This is a genomic window from Neolewinella marina, from assembly GCF_002631205.1.
GTDB lineage: Bacteria > Bacteroidota > Bacteroidia > Chitinophagales > Saprospiraceae > Neolewinella > Neolewinella marina.
This window is the reverse complement of record NZ_PDLO01000002.1, coordinates 356,007-373,863: the sequence shown is the minus strand read 5'-3', so window position 1 is coordinate 373,863 and position 17,857 is coordinate 356,007. Positions and strand designations below refer to the sequence as shown.

General features: G+C 62.0%; 14 protein-coding genes. 3 read left to right on the top strand and 11 right to left on the bottom strand.

Annotated features, from left to right (window positions below):
• Window positions 1–97 precede the first annotated feature (97 nt).
• Window positions 98–1,507, top strand: coding sequence for an exonuclease domain-containing protein (locus CGL56_RS06960; protein WP_099105807.1), 1,410 nt, complete (start codon window positions 98–100; stop codon window positions 1,505–1,507).
• A gap of 318 nt (window positions 1,508–1,825) precedes the next feature.
• On the opposite strand, the gene CGL56_RS06955 is transcribed toward CGL56_RS06960, so the two are convergent.
• The 5 genes from CGL56_RS06955 to CGL56_RS06935 all read right to left on the bottom strand — a co-directional run bounded on the left by CGL56_RS06955 (window position 1,826) and on the right by CGL56_RS06935 (window position 9,313).
• A complete protein-coding gene (locus tag CGL56_RS06955; RefSeq protein WP_099105806.1) occupies window positions 1,826–2,632 on the bottom strand; it encodes a sterol desaturase family protein in 807 nt (268 codons plus the stop codon).
• Window positions 2,633–2,761: 129 nt separating this feature from the next.
• A complete protein-coding gene (locus CGL56_RS06950; RefSeq protein WP_099105805.1) occupies window positions 2,762–3,904 on the bottom strand; it encodes a T9SS type A sorting domain-containing protein in 1,143 nt (380 codons plus the stop codon).
• Between the two features lie 78 nt (window positions 3,905–3,982).
• A complete protein-coding gene (metH, locus tag CGL56_RS06945) occupies window positions 3,983–7,666 on the bottom strand; it encodes a methionine synthase (RefSeq protein ID WP_099105804.1) in 3,684 nt (1,227 codons plus the stop codon).
• 251 nt (window positions 7,667–7,917) lie between these two features.
• On the bottom strand, window positions 7,918–8,910 hold the full coding sequence (locus tag CGL56_RS06940; RefSeq protein WP_099105803.1) for a YihY/virulence factor BrkB family protein: 993 nt from the start codon (window positions 8,908–8,910) through the stop codon (window positions 7,918–7,920).
• Complete coding sequence (locus tag CGL56_RS06935; RefSeq protein ID WP_099105802.1) at window positions 8,891–9,313, bottom strand: acyl-CoA thioesterase; 423 nt, start codon at window positions 9,311–9,313, stop codon at window positions 8,891–8,893. Before CGL56_RS06935 ends, CGL56_RS06940 begins: the two co-directional genes overlap by 20 nt.
• 177 nt (window positions 9,314–9,490) lie before the next feature.
• On the opposite strand from CGL56_RS06935, the gene CGL56_RS06930 reads away from it, so the two are divergent.
• Together CGL56_RS06930 and CGL56_RS06925 are read left to right on the top strand one after the other, a co-directional pair.
• Window positions 9,491–10,279, top strand: a complete 789-nt coding sequence (locus tag CGL56_RS06930; protein ID WP_099105801.1) for an NINE protein — start codon at window positions 9,491–9,493, stop codon at window positions 10,277–10,279.
• A 24-nt stretch (window positions 10,280–10,303) separates the two neighbouring features.
• Window positions 10,304–11,455 (top strand): DUF819 family protein, encoded by a 1,152-nt coding sequence (locus CGL56_RS06925; RefSeq protein WP_099105800.1) that lies wholly within the window; start codon window positions 10,304–10,306, stop codon window positions 11,453–11,455.
• Window positions 11,456–11,465: 10 nt separating this feature from the next.
• Here the strand turns inward: CGL56_RS06925 and CGL56_RS06920 are convergent, their stop codons facing one another.
• The 6 genes from CGL56_RS06920 to rpsD all read right to left on the bottom strand — a co-directional run bounded on the left by CGL56_RS06920 (window position 11,466) and on the right by rpsD (window position 17,788).
• Complete coding sequence (locus CGL56_RS06920; RefSeq protein WP_099105799.1) at window positions 11,466–12,848, bottom strand: sodium-dependent transporter; 1,383 nt, start codon at window positions 12,846–12,848, stop codon at window positions 11,466–11,468.
• A 14-nt stretch (window positions 12,849–12,862) separates the two neighbouring features.
• Window positions 12,863–14,071 carry a multidrug effflux MFS transporter gene (locus CGL56_RS06915; RefSeq protein ID WP_209280331.1) on the bottom strand — a complete coding sequence of 403 codons (1,209 nt, stop codon included), beginning with the start codon at window positions 14,069–14,071 and terminating at the stop codon, window positions 12,863–12,865.
• A gap of 34 nt (window positions 14,072–14,105) precedes the next feature.
• Window positions 14,106–15,143, bottom strand: a complete 1,038-nt coding sequence (locus tag CGL56_RS06910) for an LLM class flavin-dependent oxidoreductase (RefSeq protein WP_099105798.1) — start codon at window positions 15,141–15,143, stop codon at window positions 14,106–14,108.
• Between the two features lie 108 nt (window positions 15,144–15,251).
• A complete protein-coding gene (gene rplQ / locus CGL56_RS18620) occupies window positions 15,252–15,791 on the bottom strand; it encodes a 50S ribosomal protein L17 (protein ID WP_099105797.1) in 540 nt (179 codons plus the stop codon).
• 220 nt (window positions 15,792–16,011) lie between these two features.
• Entirely contained in the window at window positions 16,012–17,013 is a 1,002-nt protein-coding gene (locus CGL56_RS06900) for a DNA-directed RNA polymerase subunit alpha (RefSeq protein WP_099105796.1), read from the bottom strand.
• A gap of 160 nt (window positions 17,014–17,173) precedes the next feature.
• The gene (gene rpsD / locus CGL56_RS06895; protein WP_099105795.1) at window positions 17,174–17,788 is read right to left on the bottom strand and encodes a 30S ribosomal protein S4; all 615 of its coding nucleotides are present in this window, start codon (window positions 17,786–17,788) and stop codon (window positions 17,174–17,176) included.
• Window positions 17,789–17,857: the final 69 nt, after the last annotated feature.

Here is a 17,857-nt window from a genome sequence, read left to right as displayed (position 1 = left end):
AAACAATTTGCGGTAAGCGTAAGGGCTAAACAAATAATAAGGTATACCTTGGCCATTACAGTGCATTGAAGACCGCCGCAGGAGGCGGACCGGAGCTATGAGTAAGAGAGAATACGCGATCGTAGACATCGAAACGACGGGTGGGCGGGCCTCCCGTTCCCGCATCACCGAAATCGGGATTGTGGTCTACGACGGCGAAAAGGTAACAGAAACATACGAGACCCTGATCGACCCGGAGCAGTACATACCGGCGGGCATCGTCGAGCTCACCGGAATTACCCAGGAAATGGTGGCCGGCCAGCCCAAATTCTACGAAGTCGCCAAGCGGATCGTAGAACTCACCGAGGGGCGCATCTTCGTGGCCCACAACGCCAAATTCGACTACGGCTTCCTGCGGGCGGAGTTCGGTCGCCTCGGCTACACCTTCTCCCGCCGCCAGCTGTGCACGGTGCGGCTGGCCCGCAAGTGCTTCCCCGGGCTGCCGAGCTACAGCCTGGGCAACCTGATCCGCCACTTCGGCTTCCAGGTCGACGCCCGCCACCGCGCCCTGGCCGACGCCCAGGCCACCACCGAACTGCTCGAGCGCTGCCTGGCCGGGGAGGACTGCGCCGCCGAAGCCCAGCAACTCATCAACCACGGCATCAAGGAAACCCGCCTGCCCAAGCAGATCAAGCTGGAGCAGATCATGGAACTGCCCGAGGAAACCGGGGTCTACTACTTCCACGACGCGAACGGCGACGTGGTGTACGTGGGCAAGAGCACCAACATCCGCAAGCGGATTGCCCAGCACTTCAACGACCATACCACCAAGGGCAGCCGCATTGCCGAGAAGGTGGCCGACATTACCTACGAGATCACCGGCAGCGAACTGGTGGCTCTCCTGCTCGAAAGCGAGGAAATCAAGCGCCTCCAGCCACGCATCAACCGCGCCCAGCGGGGACAGCGCTTCAGCCATGCCATCCACAGCTACGTGAACGAGCGGGGCTTCCGCTGCTTCGACGTCATCCGCAACACGGCCCAGGCCCGCAAGGAACTGGACATCATCAGCGAGTACCCCTCGATCAGTCGCGCCAAGGGCCGCCTCAACTTCGTGCGCAAGCACCTGGAGCTCTGCAGCGCCTTCACCAACATCTACCCCAGCAAGTCGGCCTGCTTCCACTACCACCTCAAGCAGTGTCGCGGCGGCTGTGCCGGCGAGGAAGATCCCGGAGAATACAACCTGCGCGCCGAAGAAGCCCGCCTCCACCTGCGCTCCGTCTTCGACGACGACTTCCTGCTCTTCGACTGCGGCCGTTCCCACGACGAGGCCTCCGTCATCCTGGTGGAAGAAGGAAAATACCAGGGCTTCGGCTTCATCGACAAGGAATGCGCCCACGACATCGCCATGGCCATCGACAGCGTCAAGCGGACGGTCACCTATCCCGATACGGCCCGCATCATCCAGCGCTACGTAAGCGAAAAGGGGGGCAAGATGGTGAATCTGAGTACCGGGAAGGTGGTGCGGTAGTTTTTTAGGCGATTCGTTCTTTAGTCCTTTAGGGCAGTGCATCATTGCAACAGTACGGTAGTAGAACAGTACGGTAGTACCATACTTCAGTAGTACCATAGTCCGGCGGTACATTCGTCCGGCATTTCGACACCCATTTGTATATCAATACACTATTGCCCCGGTTCGATATATAGTCTGTGCATCCACATATGATGATCTGGACTTCTAAACAGCCAAAGCTCCGATCCCTGCCGACTAAAAAGCTGGATCATAGAGAAGCACCAAATCACTACCGACCATAGGACTACTGTACTAAAGAACTACCGTACTAAACAACTACCGCCGCTCAAAAGGAATCCCCAGCATCCGGCGAATACTCTGATGGTGCTCTTCCTCCATGTGGGTATCGACGCCGTAACGGATGTCACGATGGTCCAGCTCGAGATACGTGCCGAATAGGCGGTCCCAGAAACTGAAAATGTTGCTGTAGTTGCTGTCCGTATAGGGGAGGACGTAGTGGTGGTGAACACGGTGCATGTCGGGCGTCACGAAGATGTAGCGCATGACGCGGTCCACGGGGCGGGGCAGGGTGATGTTGGCGTGGGTGAATTGACTGCCAATGACGCTCAGGCTCTGATAAAGGAAAACCAGCCAGATCGGTGCCCCGAGTACCACGACGCCCAGGGTGGTGAAGGCGAAGCGGACGACGCTTTCCCCCGGATGGTGACGGTTGGCGGTGGTGGTATCCACGTTCTGGTCGGTATGGTGGATGAGGTGAAATTTCCAGAGTACGGGCACCCGGTGCTGTACCCAGTGGGGAAGGTAGGCCCCCAGCAGGTCCAGCAGGGGCAGCCCGGCCACCACCATCGCCCAGGCCGGCAGGTTCAGCCACTGCAGCAACCCGAACTGCTCCGCCACCGCCCACTGGCTGCCCCTAACGAGGATAAAGGCCAGCAGGAAGTTGACGACCACCGTGGTCAGGGTAAAGAATAGGTTGATGCCGGCGTGACGCCACCTTTTGTACTCCGCGGTGAAGAGGGGAACGGCGCTTTCCACTAGCCAGAACAGCGTGAGGCCACCCACCAGGATGAGGGTGCGGTGACTGCTGGGTATGGTCTCGAAGTACTGGATGATCGCTTCCATAAGGGAAAGGTACGGCAACCTCCGAAGGCAGGGTGGTAATTTGGCAGACAAGAATAGCCCCCTCCGTGAAGGCAAAACAGTAGACGCCGTCATCCTGGATATACAGGCGCTACGGCGCAGCCTCGACCGTTAGCCTCCCACCAGCAGCCGCTGGGTGGTCAGGGTGCGGCCACGCTCGTTGGTGATGCTGTAGAGGTAGGTGCCCCGTGGCAGGCGGCTTACGTCGAGTTCTACGCGGGCGGCGTGGCCGGTGGGCGAGAATTGCTGACGGGCAACCTGCCTGCCGAGTACGTTGACGACCCTCAGGGTGTAGGTGCCGGCATCCAGCCCTTCCAGGTCGAAGGTCGCTGAGCGGCTAGCGGGGTTGGGGTAGAGGGTGATGCGGGCCTGCCGCTGGAAGGGATCGCGGATGGAGCTGGTCGCGTCGCTGCGGATGAAGGTCATACCCTTTGGCTTACCCGCTTCGTCGAGGGTGACGGTGGCAATGGTTTCCTTCTCGGACTGGGCCCAGAAGTAGTAGGTGGTCCGCGGGGGCTGCTGACCGAAGAATTCCGAGAATTCCGGGACCGCCGGAGCCACCAGGGTAGTTACGTCGGTAAAGGGCAGGGCACCGATCTTGACGGCGATGCGGTTGTTCAGCGTTTCGGTGCGGCGCTCCCGCAGCACCTCGTAGGTCTGTCCGTTGAGGGTCAGGGAGCCGTAGGCGTCCACCACGTCTTCCCGTTGGCTTATCGAGGTAATGCGGATGGAGTCCACGCCGTTGAGGGCGCTCCCCAGTTCGGCAATGGCTTCGGCCGGCAGGCTGTCGGCGGCTACCGTCAGGGTATTGGTGGTGTTGGTCGTGAAGGCATCCTGATAGGCCAGCGGCGCACGGCGTTCGGGGCGGGCCGGGTCTACCGGGGCTTCGAAAGTGTAACCCGGCAGTACGGGCAGCACCCCGCGGAGCCCCACCAGGGAATAGGCCCCGCCGGATACCCGGTAGTAGCCCAGGGTGGTGGAGTCCAGATTTACGGAAAGGCTGGCGGTAGAGAACACAGGATCGCCGGCTACGGCGGTGATTACCTGATTGGCTTCGGCCTCGGCGGCGAGGGTTCCGAAGTCCCACTGCCGGGCGGCACCGGGGGTGAGCAGGTTCAGTCCCCCCACGTTCTCCGTTGCGCTGTACCTCAGGGTGTCGCCGGCTATCGGGAAGTAGGCGTCGGTGAGCACCACCTGGGCGCGGAGCGCGGGTGCCAGGGCCAGCAGCAACAGCAATGGGAGGGTTCTCAGCATCGGGAGGTGGGGTAACACCTCCGTAAGTTAGTTCCTTTTCCCGGTACCGCGCACGTGGGCGTATTGCTTGTTTGCGACTTATCCGCGGATGGGCCCCAGCCAGCGATCGGCCGTCGCGGGGTCCCAGTTTTTCCGCTCGGCGTAGTCGCGTGCCTGGTCGGGCTGGATGCCCCGGACGGTGAAGTATTTGGATTCCGGGTGACTGTAGTACCAGCCGCTCACGCTCGAGGTGGGGTACATGGCAAAGCTCTCGGTTAACTGCATGCCGATGGCGTTCTCCACGTCGAGCAGCTCCCACAACTTGGCCTTTTCGGTGTGTTCCGGGCAGGCCGGGTAGCCGGGGGCGGGCCGGATGCCCTGGTACCGCTCGGCGATCAGCGCTTCGTTGTCGAGGGCCTCGTCGCGGGCGTAGCCCCAGTAGTCGCGGCGGACCCACTGGTGGAGGGCTTCGGCGAGGGCTTCGGCAAGGCGGTCGGCCAGTGCCTTGAGCATGATGGCGCTGTAGTCGTCGTGGGCTTCCTCGAAACGGCGCACGTGTTCTTCGATCCCGATTCCAGCGGTTACGGCGAAGGCACCGAGGTAGTCCTGCTTGCCGCTGCCGGCGGGGGCTACGTAGTCGGTCAGGGCCTGGTTGGGTAGGCCCGCGGCCTTTTTGCTCTGCTGCCGCAGTTGGTACAGCTCGTAGCGGCGGTTGTCGGCCTGCAGGCGGATGGTATCGGTGGCGACGTCGGCCTCCGCGGGGAAGAAACCGAAGACCGCCCGGGCCTGCAGCCACTTTTCGGCCACGAGGCGGTCGAGCATTTGCCGGGCTTCGCGGTAGAGCTGGGTGGCCTGCTCGCCTACCACCTCATCGGTGAGGATATCGGGGTACTTCCCGGCCAGCCCCCAGCTGCTGAAGAAGGGCGTCCAGTCGATAAAGTCAACCAGCTCATTCAGGTCCACGTCGTCGAGCACCTTGGTGCCGGTGAAGGTAGGAGCCGGGGGGGTATAGTTCTCCCAGTCGAGTTTGAGACCATTCTTGCGGGCCTCGGCGATGGACAGCGTCTTCTTGTTCGACTGCTTGTTGGCCCGCTGCACCCGCACCCGCTCGTAGTCGGCGCGGATGCTTTCGTGGTAGCGCTCGCGGCCGCCGGGTTCGGAGTTCAGCAGTTCACTGACCACCGTCACGGCCCGGCTGGCGTCGAGGACGTGGACGGTGGGGCCGCTGTACGCGGGTTCCACCTTCAGGGCGGTGTGGGTCTTGCTGGTGGTGGCCCCGCCGATGAGGAGGGGGAGCTTCATGCCGCGGCGTTCCATCTCCGTGGCTACGTTCACCATTTCGTCCAGGGAGGGAGTGATCAGGCCGGAAAGACCAATCACGTCCACCTTCAGCCTTACGGCTTCGTCGAGGATCTTGTTGGCCGGGACCATCACGCCGAGGTCGTGAATCTGGTAGTTGTTGCAGGCCAGCACCACGCCGACGATGTTCTTGCCGATGTCGTGGACGTCGCCCTTGACGGTAGCCAGGAGTACCCGGCCCTTGTGGTCGGCCTCGGCACCCGCGTCCGCGCCCAGAGCTTCGCGCTCCGCCTCAATGAAGGGCTGGAGGTAGGCCACGGCCTGTTTCATTACCCGGGCGCTCTTGACGACCTGGGGGAGGAACATCTTGCCGGCGCCGAAGAGGTCGCCGACCACGTTCATGCCGTCCATCAGCGGCCCCTCGATCACGTGGAGGGGGCGGGGGTACTTCAGCCGGGCCTCCTCAGTGTCGGAGATGATGTACTCCGTGATGCCGCGCACCAGGCTGTGGCGGAGGCGCTCCTCGACGGTGCTCTCCCGCCAGCCGAGGTCGCGCTGCACGGTACGGCCGCCGACCTCCTTCAGTCCCTCGGCGAATTCCATGAGGCGGTCGGTGGCGTCGTTGCGGCGGTTCAGGATGACGTCCTCCACCCGCTCGAGCAGGTCGGTGGGGATGTTTTCGTAGACCTCGATCAGGCCGGCGTTCACGATGCCCATGTCCATACCGGCGCGGATGGCGTGGTAGAGGAAGGCCGAGTGCATGGCCTCGCGCACCACGTCGTTGCCGCGGAAGGAGAAGCTGACGTTCGAGACGCCCCCGCTCACCTTGGCGCCGGGGCAGAGCTGCTTGATGCGGCGGGTGGCCTCGATGTAGTCGACGCCGTAGTTGTTGTGCTCCTCGATGCCGGTGGCCACAGCGAAGATGTTGGGGTCGAAGATGATGTCCTGGGGGGGGAATTTGGCCTGCTCGGTGAGTAGCTTGTAGGCCCGCACGCAGATGTCAACCTTGCGGTCGATGGTGTCGGCCTGCCCCTGCTCGTCGAAGGCCATGACCACGGCCGCGGCGCCGTAGCGCTTCACCAGTCGGGCCTGGCGGAGGAATTCGGCTTCCCCTTCCTTCATGCTGATGGAGTTGACCACGCACTTGCCCTGCACGCAGCGCAGGCCAGCCTCGATGACTTCCCATTTGGAGGAGTCGATCATGACGGGCAGCTTGGCGATGTCGGGCTCGGCCATCATCAGGTTCAGGAAAGTCTGCATGGCCTCCTGGCTGTCGAGCAGGCCCTCGTCCATGTTCACGTCGATGATCTGGGCGCCGCCTTCCACCTGGTCGCGGGCCACGTCGAGGGCGGTGGGGAAGTCGCCCTGCTTGATCAGGCGGGCGAATTTTCGGGAGCCGGTCACGTTGGTCCGCTCACCCACGTTGACGAAGTTCGTTTCCTCCCGGATTTCCAGGGGTTCCAGTCCGCTGAGGCGGGTGTTGGACACAGGTTCCGGGATGGGGCGGGGGGGCAGGGCATCCACTGCCCGGGCCATGGCCGCAATGTGGGCCGGGGTGGTGCCGCAGCAGCCACCGATCATGTTGACGAGGCCGCTGGCGGCGAATTCGCGGATGTACTCCCGCATCTCGGCCGCGTCCTGGTCGTACTCCCCCATTTCGTTGGGCAGGCCGGCATTGGGGTAGGCGTGGACGTAGCACTCCGCGATCTTGGAGAGGGAAGCCAGGTGGGTTCGCATTTCCTTGGCGCCGAGGGCACAGTTCAGTCCGATGCATAGCGGATTGGCGTGGGCCACGCTGATGTAGAACGCCTCTACCGTTTGTCCGGAAAGGGTACGGCCGCTGGCGTCGGTGATGGTGCCGGAGATGATCACCGGCAGTTCGATGTCCCGGGTATCCCGCACTTCCTGGAGGGCGAAGAGGGCCGCCTTGGCGTTCAGGGTATCGAAGATGGTTTCGATGAGGATGCAGTCGACCCCGCCGTCCACCAGTCCCTCGATCTGGGTCTGGTAGGCCGCGGCCAGTTCCGTGAAGGTGATGGCCCGGTAGCCGGGGTCGTTCACGTCGGGAGAGATGCTCAGGGTCCGGTTGGTGGGCCCTACGGCGCCGGCCACGTAACGGGGCTTTTCCGGGGTGGAAAAGGCGTCGGCGGCCCGGCGGGCTACCTCGGCGGCGGCCTTGTTGAGCTCGTAAATAACGTCCTGGGTACCGTAGTCGGCCTGGGCGATGCTGGTGCCGCTGAAGGTGTTGGTCTCGATGAGGTCTGCGCCGGCTTCCAGGTACTGGCGGTGGATCTCCTCGATCACGTCCGGGCGGGTGAGCACCAGCAGGTCGTGGTTCCCCTTCAGGTCGCTGGGGTGGTCCTCGAAGTGGCCGTGGCGGTAGTCGGCCTCCGTCAGTCCGTATCCCTGGATGAGGCTGCCCATGGCGCCGTCGAGTACCAGGATGCGTTCGGCGAAGCGTTGGGAAAGGGAGGGTCGCGTCATAATGCTTGGGGTGAAGGGCCCGGCCGTTCCGCCCGGGAAATGGAAGTCAAAAGCAAGCGGCAAAGATATACAATTCACCGCCCTGGTTGGTTGGAGGAGAGTGCTGCGGTAGTGAAGGAGTGAATTAGTGAATTAGTGAATTAGTGAATTGGCACCCGCGCACCCGCCCCTGTAGTACACTCAGGTTCGTCTGAGGTCGGAAGCGGCCGCTATTCACTCATTCTCCAATGCTGTAATTCTATTCTTCTGGCCTATTCCTCCTCCACCAGCGTCAAATCGCGGTGAACGGCGATCGCCGCGTTCAGCTCAAAACCGATGATGAGGATCAGGGCGTTGAGTTGCAGCCAGAGCATCACGATGATGATGGTAGCGATGGAGCCGTAGAACTTGGCGTAGGTATCGTAGCGGTTGAAGCCGTCGATGTAGAAGCTGAAGGCCACCGAGGTTGCCAGACTCAGAATGGTGGCCAGCGTCACCCCGGGGCTCACGTAGCTGAAGCGCTTGATGGTGGCCGCCCCGTAGCGGTATAGGGTACCGATGATGATGTAGTAGAGGGCCAGCATGGTCGTCCACCGCACGGCGTTGATCAGGAAGCGGGTGAAGCCCCCCATGGAGGTATAGAAGTCGATCCACCCCACGATGCTGTCGCCCAGGATCACCAGTACCACGCTGGCAATGATGAAGATGCCCACCAGGAAGGTCAGGCCCACGGCCACCATCCGCTTGCGCAGGAAACCCCGCTGCCGGAATACCTTGACGTAGCTCTTCTCGAAGGCCTGCATGAGGGAGAGCATGCCGTTACTGGAAAAGAAGATGGCCAGCAGGAAACCGAAACTGAGCAGGCCCACCTTCGGCGAGTTGGTGATCTCCTGCACGAAGCCGAAGACGATGTCGCCCGCCTGTCCGGGCATCACCCGCTTGATCTCCTCGTACAGCGTCATGTTGAAGTTCTCCAGGGCGGGGAACCAGATGGTGAGCACGTCCAGCACGAAGGGCACCAGGGTGAACAGGGTGAGGATGGAGGGAAAGAGCGAAAGAAAAATGCTGAAGGCCACGCTGTTGGCGCGGGTAAAGAGATCGTCGCGGGTGGCCTCGTGGATCACGAAGACGACCACGTCGTAGATCGGTACGCCGTGGAAGCCGATGAAGCTGTTTTCCCGGGCATACTTCTTTATCCCGATAACTACCGGGTGCTCGGTGAAGAACCGCTTGAAGGCCGAGGTGTCAATTTTTTTCTTGCTCAAAATGGGGCCGTATGACCTGCAGAAGGTATTCCGGAGCGGGTACCGTGCGCTCGGTCTCTACATCGACGAAACACAGTTTGATGGACCCCCCGTTCACCAATTTACCGTTTTCGTTGTGGATCTCGAAGTGGAAGGTAATGGTGCGGTCGGGAACGTGGCGCAGGCTGGTGGTAATGGTGAGCACCTCGTCGTAGCGCGCCGGGCGGATGAAGCGCTGGTTCATGCTCATCACCGGCATCATGATGCCGTGCTTGCCCTCCAGTTCGGCGTAGCTGCGGCCCACGTCCCGCAGCATCTCCACCCGGCCGATCTCGTAGAGCAGGGCGTAGTGGCCGTGGTACAGGTAGCCCATCTGGTCGGTCTCTGCGTAGCGAACGCGGTGGGTAGTCTGGGTGGTCAGCATGGTAACTCGGGTTTAGCCCCCGCTGGCTGCCGGGGTGGGCGCAAGGTAACTGAAGCCGGCCGCAACACCCTTCCGTCGGTAGAGCGATTGCCGCCCTTCAGGCTTCGCCCTCCTACGCAGGTCGAAAGCCTGAACCGCCGATTTGTGTTATCTTGTTTGGCTTGCGACCTTCACCGTATGAAAAGTAAAACCACCGCCGGAATTTTCGCCCTGGTCTTCGGCGGACTGGGCGTGCACCGCTTCTACCTCGGTCAGAAAGGATTGGGGATTCTTTACCTGCTGTTCGTCTGGACGTTCATCCCCACCATCATCGCCATGATCGACGGGATCGTCTTCCTCACCCAGGATGAAGACAAGTTCAACCGCAAGTACAACACCGAGTACTGGGCCATGCAGCACGCCCAGCAACAGCAGCAGCAGTACCACCACCACCATCACTACCAGTCGTCGCCACCCCAGCCGCCACCCCGCACGGCCTACGCCGAGGAACCGCGCCGGGAAAAGAAGGATCCCTTCCAGGTGAGCGCCGACCGCAAGTACGCCGACTACGATTTCGAGGGGGCCATCCAGGATTACCGCCGCTCGCTCAACGTTGATCCCCGACAGGCCGACGTCCATTTCAAGATGGCCTGCCTGTACTCCATCCACGAGGATACCGATACGGCCCTTTACCACCTCAGCCAGGCCCTTGAGCACGGCTACTACGACTTCGACGAGATCGAAAAGCACGACCACCTGGCCTTCCTGCGCTCGACGCCCGACTACCAGGCCTTCAAGTCGAACGGCTACCGCATTCCGGCCACGTCGCCTGCCGAACCCGCCGCCGCGAACCCCGTGCCACCGGATACCCTGGAGCTCAGCGACGACCTAATCACCCGCATTGAGCGGCTGGCCAAACTCAAGGAAGACGGCATCCTCTCCGAAGACGCCTTCCGCCGGGAAAAGGCCAAGATCCTGCGTTCCTAGTCGTAACCCCCAGCACCCCCCTCCATGATTACGGACCCCTTGCTGCTGCTGGCGATACTTTGCGGCAGCGTGGTGGTTTCCGAGTGGCTGGCCCGTCACACCTTCCTGCGCCACCTGGGTACCGCCCTGGTGGTTATCATTGTAGTGGCCGTCTGGGCTAATCTGGGCTTCATCCCCTCCGCTTCCCAGGGGTCGGTGGTCTATTCCGGCATTTTCCGCTACCTCGCCCCGCTGGCGATCTTTTACCTCCTGCTGGACGTCAACCTGGCCAGCGTACGCCGGGCGGGTACGGCCATGCTGGGACTCTTCGTGGTGGGCAGTCTGGCCACGGCGGTCGGGGTGATCGCCGGGATGTACGTCATTGACGGCCACACTCACTTTGGGGGCCTTTACCCGGCCATCGCCGGCATGTTCACCGGTACCTACACCGGGGGCAGCGTCAACTTCAACGCCGTGGCCATCCACTACGACATGATGCGGGAGGGCGTCCTTTACGCGGGCATGACGGCCGTGGACAACATCATCACCGCGGTCTGGATGGTCGTTACCCTGGCGGTACCTATGCTGTTGCGGCGCGGCCGCGGGTCCCGGGTCAAGACCGCGAATGCCGGGGCCACCGTTCACGTCGAGCGGGAGACCGAATCCATCGGCATCGTCTCCCTGGGCCTGCTGCTGGCCATGGGCTTCGGGGCACTCTTCATCGCGGACCGGGCGGCGGGCCAGTTCGCGGCGATCGGGTATACCGTCCCCTCCATTCTGATCCTGACCAGCATTGCCCTGGTACTGGCCCAGATTCCCTGGGCCCACCGGCTGGCGGGCGGGCAATTGCTGGGCCTGTTTATGGTCTACCTCTTCCTGGCCGTGATCGGGGCATTTTGCGAGCTGGCCGCCCTGGGGCAAATTGGCGATCTCGCCTGGCGATTACTGGTGCTCGTCGTGGTGACCGTAGGAGTCCACGGACTCATTATCGGGGCGGCGGCCTTCCTCTTCAATATTGACCCCGACGTAGCAGCCGTCGCCTCCCAGGCCAACATCGGTGGCTCCTCCTCCGCCCTGGCCCTGGCCAAGAGCCTGGACCGGATGGACCTCTACTTGCCGGGGATTCTGGTGGGAGCGTTAGGGAATGGATTGGGTACCTATCTCGGATTCCTGGTGGCTGGACTGTTAGGCGGGTAACCCCCGGCCGCTACAGCATGGTCCATGCCTTGGCCAGGAGCAGCAGGATAATGCCGATGGGGATGACGTAGCGGAACTGGAAAGAGAGCCGCTGCCGGTCGGCAACCGTAACCGGGTGCCCCCCGTACTCCAGTTCCGCGAAGAAAGCCGGTAACCCCCATACTTTCAGCAGGAACCAGCAGAGCAGTAATTCACCCACGAGCAGGGATATGCTGCCGAACCACTCCAGGAGGAAGTTGAAGTAGCCCAGTCCGGGATCGCCCATGGCCGCGAAATTGGTCAGCCAGTCCGGGCCGTCCGGGGAACAGGAAATGACCACCGGCACGGCGAGGATGAATACCACCAATCCGATCACGGGGCCACCCCAGCTGCGCTCCCATCCGTAGCGCTCGGTGAAGGTGCGCAGGGCCGGCTCGAACAGGGAAACCGCCGAGGTGAGGATGGCCACCCCAAGCAGGAAGAAGAACAGCAGCCCCACCCACTGGGCAGCCGGACCGTAGGTCTTGAAGATCTCCACGAGGTTGATGAACACCAGTGGTGGCCCCCCATAAATGTCGCCCTCCACGCCCCCCAGAAGGGGCACAACCAGCAGGGCACCGAGAACGGCCACCACGGTATCGAGGTGGACGATCTGCGGAGCGGCGCGTAACACGTCGGTATCCCGGTCGGCGTGGGCGGCGAAGGTGAGCATGGATACCGCGCCGAGCCCGAGACTGAAAAAGGCCTGGCCAAGGGCGTGAAGAATCCCCAGCTCCCGGTTGGCGGTAGGCACGAACAGACCCCGCCAGTCAAACTTCAGCAGGTTACCGTAGTCCACCGCTTCGGGCCGCAGGAGGGGCAGGGATACGATGAGAAAGATGAGCAGGATACCCAGCAGCGGCATGGCAAACTTCCCCAGTCGCTCGATGCCAGCGTAAAGCTCTCGGCTGCAAACGAGCGACACCAGGGCGGTAAACAGTCCCGTAAACAGCAGGGCCCGCGGGATGTCGCCGATAGCGGCCCCGAAGGCCGGTGCGGCGGGGGTAGCGGCTACCGTGGCGTAGTCCGTCAGGTACTTCCATACGTATTCGAGGGTCCAGCCCGCGAGCACGAGATAGAAGGAAGCCACCATGATGGCCGTCAGAATCCCCAGCCAGGCCACCAGCTTCCAGTTCCGGGAGGCGCCAGGCCATTCGAAGGCCGCAACCGCGTCGGTACCCCGGCGCTTGCCCATGGCATTTTCCAGCACCATCAGGGGGATGCCCATCAGCAGGGTGAAGGCCACGAACGCCAGGATGTAGGCACTGCCGCCGAAGTAGTGCACCCGGTAGGGGAAAATGACCAGGTTGGCCACGCCGATGGCGGCTCCGGCGGAGGCAAGGACGTGGCCGAGGCGGGAAAAGCGAATTGACATGGCGGCAAGATAGACTAGGAAGGCCGGGAAGCCACGGCAATACGGCGGCTCCCCAGGTTCAGGAGCACCAGCGCCACTCCGGCACACAGCGCCATCATGCCAGCCATCGACAGTGGCGTCTCATCCTGCAGGATGCCCACCAGGGCCGAAGCCAGGGCACCCACCGCCATCTGCAGCGCTCCCATCAGGGCCGAAGCACTCCCCGCCGTATGCCGCATGGTGTCGAGCGACAGGGCAGAAGCATTGGGAAAAATGAAGCCGAGACAAAACAGGTAGCAGAAGATGAGCCCCGTGGTAAGGTAAAGGTTGGTGTAGCCCGAGAGGGCGTCGGTAAGCAGGAGGATGGCTACCGCGAACTGACCGGCCAGGGCCAGGAAGACAATGCGCTCGCTGGACCGTTTCCGCAGGGTGCGGTTGTTGAGCTGGGTCGCCGTGACAAGTCCCACGGCGATCACCGCGAAGACAATGCCGTACTGCTGTTCAGTGATACCATAAAGTTCCAGGTAGAGGTGGGGCGAGCCACTGATGTAGGCGTAAAGCCCGGCGGAGGAAAAGGCTCCGGTGAGGGCGTAGAGGATGAAGTGGCCATCCGTCAGGATGGAAAGATAGTTCCGGCCGATAGCGGCGGGCCGCAGGGAATACGCCCGGTTTTTGCGCTCGTAGCCGGCCAGGAGGAAGTAGGCGCCGGTGAGGATCAGCAACGACATCCCCGTCAGGATGCCAAATACGTAGCGCCAGCCAAAGGCCGCGGCGATGAACCCGCCCAGGGTAGGGGCGATGATTGGTGAAACGGCGATGACCATCATCAGCAGGGAAAACACCTTTGCCATTTCCCGGGTATCGAAGAGGTCGCGGACAATAGCGCGGGAGGCCACCAGCCCACCACAGGCTCCCAGCGCCTGGAAGAAGCGGAAGATGATGAGGGCCTCCACTGAGGTCGCCAGGGCGCAGGTTACGGAGCTCAGGGCGTAGATTAACAGTCCGATGTACATCGGCCGCTTGCGCCCAAAGCGCTCCAGCAGGGGTCCGTAGATGAGCTGACCGACGGCCAGCCCGACGAAAAAGCTCGACAACGACAGGGAAACCTGGCTGATGTCCGTGGACAAGTCCGCAGCGATGCCGCCGAAGGCGGGGAGGTACATGTCGATCGACAATGGACCAATGGTGGTCAGGGAACCCAGGACCAGGATGAGCAGGGTGCGGCTTTGCAGGGGAGTATTCACGCAATCAGTAGGTATGGGGTATGGAAGGGAAGACTCAGACGAACTGCGCAGCCTTCACGCGGGGAGCCACCTCCTGGCCGATGAGCTCGATGGCCCGCAGGCGCTGTTGGTGGCTGAGTTCGGCGCTGTCCATCTGGAAGGTGAGCCGGTCGATGCCGCCGAGGGCCTCGGAGTGGCGCAGGATCTTTTCCGCCACTTCCTCCGGGCCGCCCACGAGCAGGGCGCCGAGGGGGCCGCGCTGGGCGTCGAAATGGGGCCGGCTCTGGGGCCTCCAGCCACGCTCGCGGCCGATCTTGTTCATGGTGCGGGTGTGGCCGGGGTAGAAGTCTTCCACGGCCTGCTCCGTGGTTTCCGCCACGTAACCGAGGGAATGCAGGCCCACCCGCATGCCCGCGGGGTCGTGACCGGCGGCGTGCCAGGCTTCCCGGTAGCGGTCCACCAGGGGGCGGAAGCGGTGGGTTTCCCCGCCGATGACGGCCACCATCAGTGGCAGCCCGAGGGTGCCCGCCCGGGAAAAGGAAGCCGGCGTGCCGCCTACCCCCAGCCAGATGGGCAGGGGATCCTGCGCCGGACGGGGGTAGATGGGTTGGTCGTTCAGCGCCGGGCGGAAGCGACCCGACCAGGTTACCCGGCGGTTGTCGCGGATCTGGAGCAGCAGATCCAGTTTCTCGGTGAAGAGCTCATCGTAGTGTGCCAGGTCGTAGCCGAACAGGGGGAAGGCATCGATGAAGGAACCGCGGCCTACGGTCATCTCCGTGCGTCCCCGGGAGATCAGGTCGAGGGTGGCAAAGGCCTGAAATACCCGTACCGGGTCGGCGGCGCTGAGTACGGTGACTGCGCTGGTCAGCTTGATGCGCTCCGTGCGGGCGGCCGCCGCGGCGAGAATGGTTACGGGGGAGGAGTCAAAATAGTCCGGCCGGTGGTGTTCTCCCATCCCGAAGACGTCGAGCCCCATGCGGTCGGCGTGGGCGATGCGGTCGAGCAACTCCGTCATCGACCGCTCGGCGTGGAGTACCGCGCCGGTGTTCTCATCGAGCACCGCCGATCCGAAACTGTCCAATCCGATTTCCATGCTGAATATTTCGTGTACCAACCGTTAAACGGCAGCAGAGTTGCCCCCGACGCAAAAAGCCCGGAACGCTGGGCGTTCCGGGCTTGTCTATCGCTGGATTGGGAGAAGTTACTCTTCCTCGTTCCCTGCTTTGGTCTCCTTGGTGGCGGCGGCAGCGGTGGTTGCGGCGGCAGCTTCCTTGGTACCGGTGGTTTCGGTCTTGGCGTTGGCGGTGTTTCCGCTTCCTCCACGACGGCGGCGGCTGCGGCGGGTGCGGCCTTTCGACTTGTCGGCGTCCTTGTTGTAGACTTCGTTGAAGTCAACGAACTCGATCATCGCCGTTTCGGCACCGTCGCCCAACCGGAAACCGGTCTTGATGACGCGCAGGTAACCACCGGGGCGGTCTCCTACCTTCTCGGCAACCGTGCTGAAGAGCTCGTTTACGGCGTCCTTGTTCTGCAGGTAGCTGAATACCGTACGACGGTTGTGGGTGTCGTTGGTCTTGGCCTTGGTTACCAGGGGCTCGGCGAAAGTACGCAGGGCCTTGGCCTTGGCCAGGGTGGTGTTGATCCGCTTGTGGGTGATCAACGCAATGGTAAGGTTGCGGAGCAGGGCCTTACGGTGGGCGCTCTTGCGACCCAAATGGTTAAACTTCTTACCGTGACGCATGTCAGGAAAATTTGCCGACAACACTCACCTCACGCTCTTGTGCGGATCGGGCAACCGCGAGGGGGAGGGGTTAATGCCGTGGTGTTTTAAAAAAAACTACATCGCGATGCGATGACCCGGGGAGGAGGTTAGTGCTTTAGGCTATTAGTTCTTTAGTCTTTTAGTTCTTTAGGCGGGTAGTCTATAGAACTAAAAGACTAAAGCACTAAAACCCTCCTCCTTACTCTTCGTCCAGCTTGTACTTGCTCAGGTCCATGCCGAAGGTGAGGCCTTTCTCGACCAGCAGCTCTTCGATCTCCACGAGGGATTTCTTACCGAAGTTGCGGAACTTGAGCAGTTCGTGGGTGTCGTAGCGGACCAGTTCACCGAGGCTGTTGATCTTGGCGGCCTTGAGGCAGTTGTAGGCGCGTACCGAGAGGTCGAGGTCCTCGAGGCTCGTCTTGAGCAGCTTGCGCATGTGCAGGATGTGCTCGTCGACGATGGTTTCCTCACGGGTACCGGTGCTCTGGAACTCGATGGGCTCATCGGTGATCAGCATCAGGTGCTGGATCAGGATGCGGGCGGCTTCCCGTACGGCGTCCTCGGGGTGGATGGTGCCGTCGGTCTTGACCTCCAGGATCAGGTTCTCGTAGTCGGTACGCTGGCCAACGCGGGTGGACTCCACGCGGTAGGCGACGTTCTTGATGGGGGTGTAGATGGCATCTACGGGGATCACGCCGATGGGGGCGTTCTTGGGCAGGTTCTCATCCGCGGGGATGTAACCGTAGCCCTTGGTGACGGTGAGCTCGACTTCCAGGTTGACGAAGGGCTCCATGGTGCAGAGGACCAGGTCGGGGTTCATCACCTTGAACACGTTGGTGTGCTCGTCGATGTCGGCCGCGGTGAACTGCTCCTTGCCGCTGATGGTGAGGTAGATCTTCTCCTCCTCCATGTCGTCGTTCTCAATGGTCTGCTTGAGGCGGACCTGCTTGAGGTTGAGGATGATCTCAACGACGTCTTCTACCACACCACGGATGGTGCCGAACTCGTGGTCGACACCGGCGATACGCACGGCGGAAATGGCAAATCCTTCGAGGCTGCTGAGCAGCACCCGACGCAGGGAGTTACCGATGGTCTGGCCGAACCCAGGTTCCAGGGGCTTAAATTCGAAGTTGCCGTGGAAGTCGTCCGACTTCTGCATCGTGATCTTGTCCGGCTTCTGGAAATTTAGGATACTGCTCATACGTTATTTATCTGACTTAGAGTGCATTATGGCCGCGGGGAGGCGGAGCAACAACACCAGGACTATAAAAATTAGTTTGCCCCAACCGGTACGTGACCGAATCAGGGCGAAGAGGGGTGGCCGAAGCCCGGTGGTGGTCACGGCCACCCCTATCCAAAAATTACTTCGAGTAGAGTTCGACGATCAACTGGGTGTTGATCTTCTCGGGGATGTTCTCGCGCTCGGGGTAGTCGAGGAAGGTACCTTCCATCTTCTCGGGGTTGAACGAGAGCCAGCCGTGGCTGCGCACGTCGCTCTTGCCGTTCATGGTGTCGCGGATGACGTCCAGGCCCTGCGACTTACCGCGTACCGAGACTACGTCTCCGGGGCGGATCTGGGTGCTGGGGATGTTGTTGAGGCGGCCATTGACCATGATGTGGCGGTGGCTCACCAGCTGGCGGGCGGCGCGACGGGTGGGGGCCAGGCCGAGGCGGAAGACGATGTTGTCCAGGCGGGCCTCCAGGAACTGCAGCAGCAACTCACCGGTGACACCCCGCGAGGCGGCGGCCTTCTCGAACAGGTTGCGGAACTGGCGCTCGAGTACCCCGTAGGTGTACTTGGCCTTTTGCTTCTCCGTGAGCTGGAGCTTGTAGTCAGAAGGCTGACGGCGACGGCCGCGGCTGTTGCCGTGCTGACCGGGCTTGTATTTTTTACGTTCGAAGGCGCGGCTGTATCCGAAAATCGGTTCGCCTAACGCACGGGCTTTTTTAGCCTTGGGACCAGTATATCTAGCCATAGTGACGTGATGTCTTTAGTTGTTGCTGAATATCTCCTCCGGGGCGGGAGATGGAATAGCGTCTTGCCA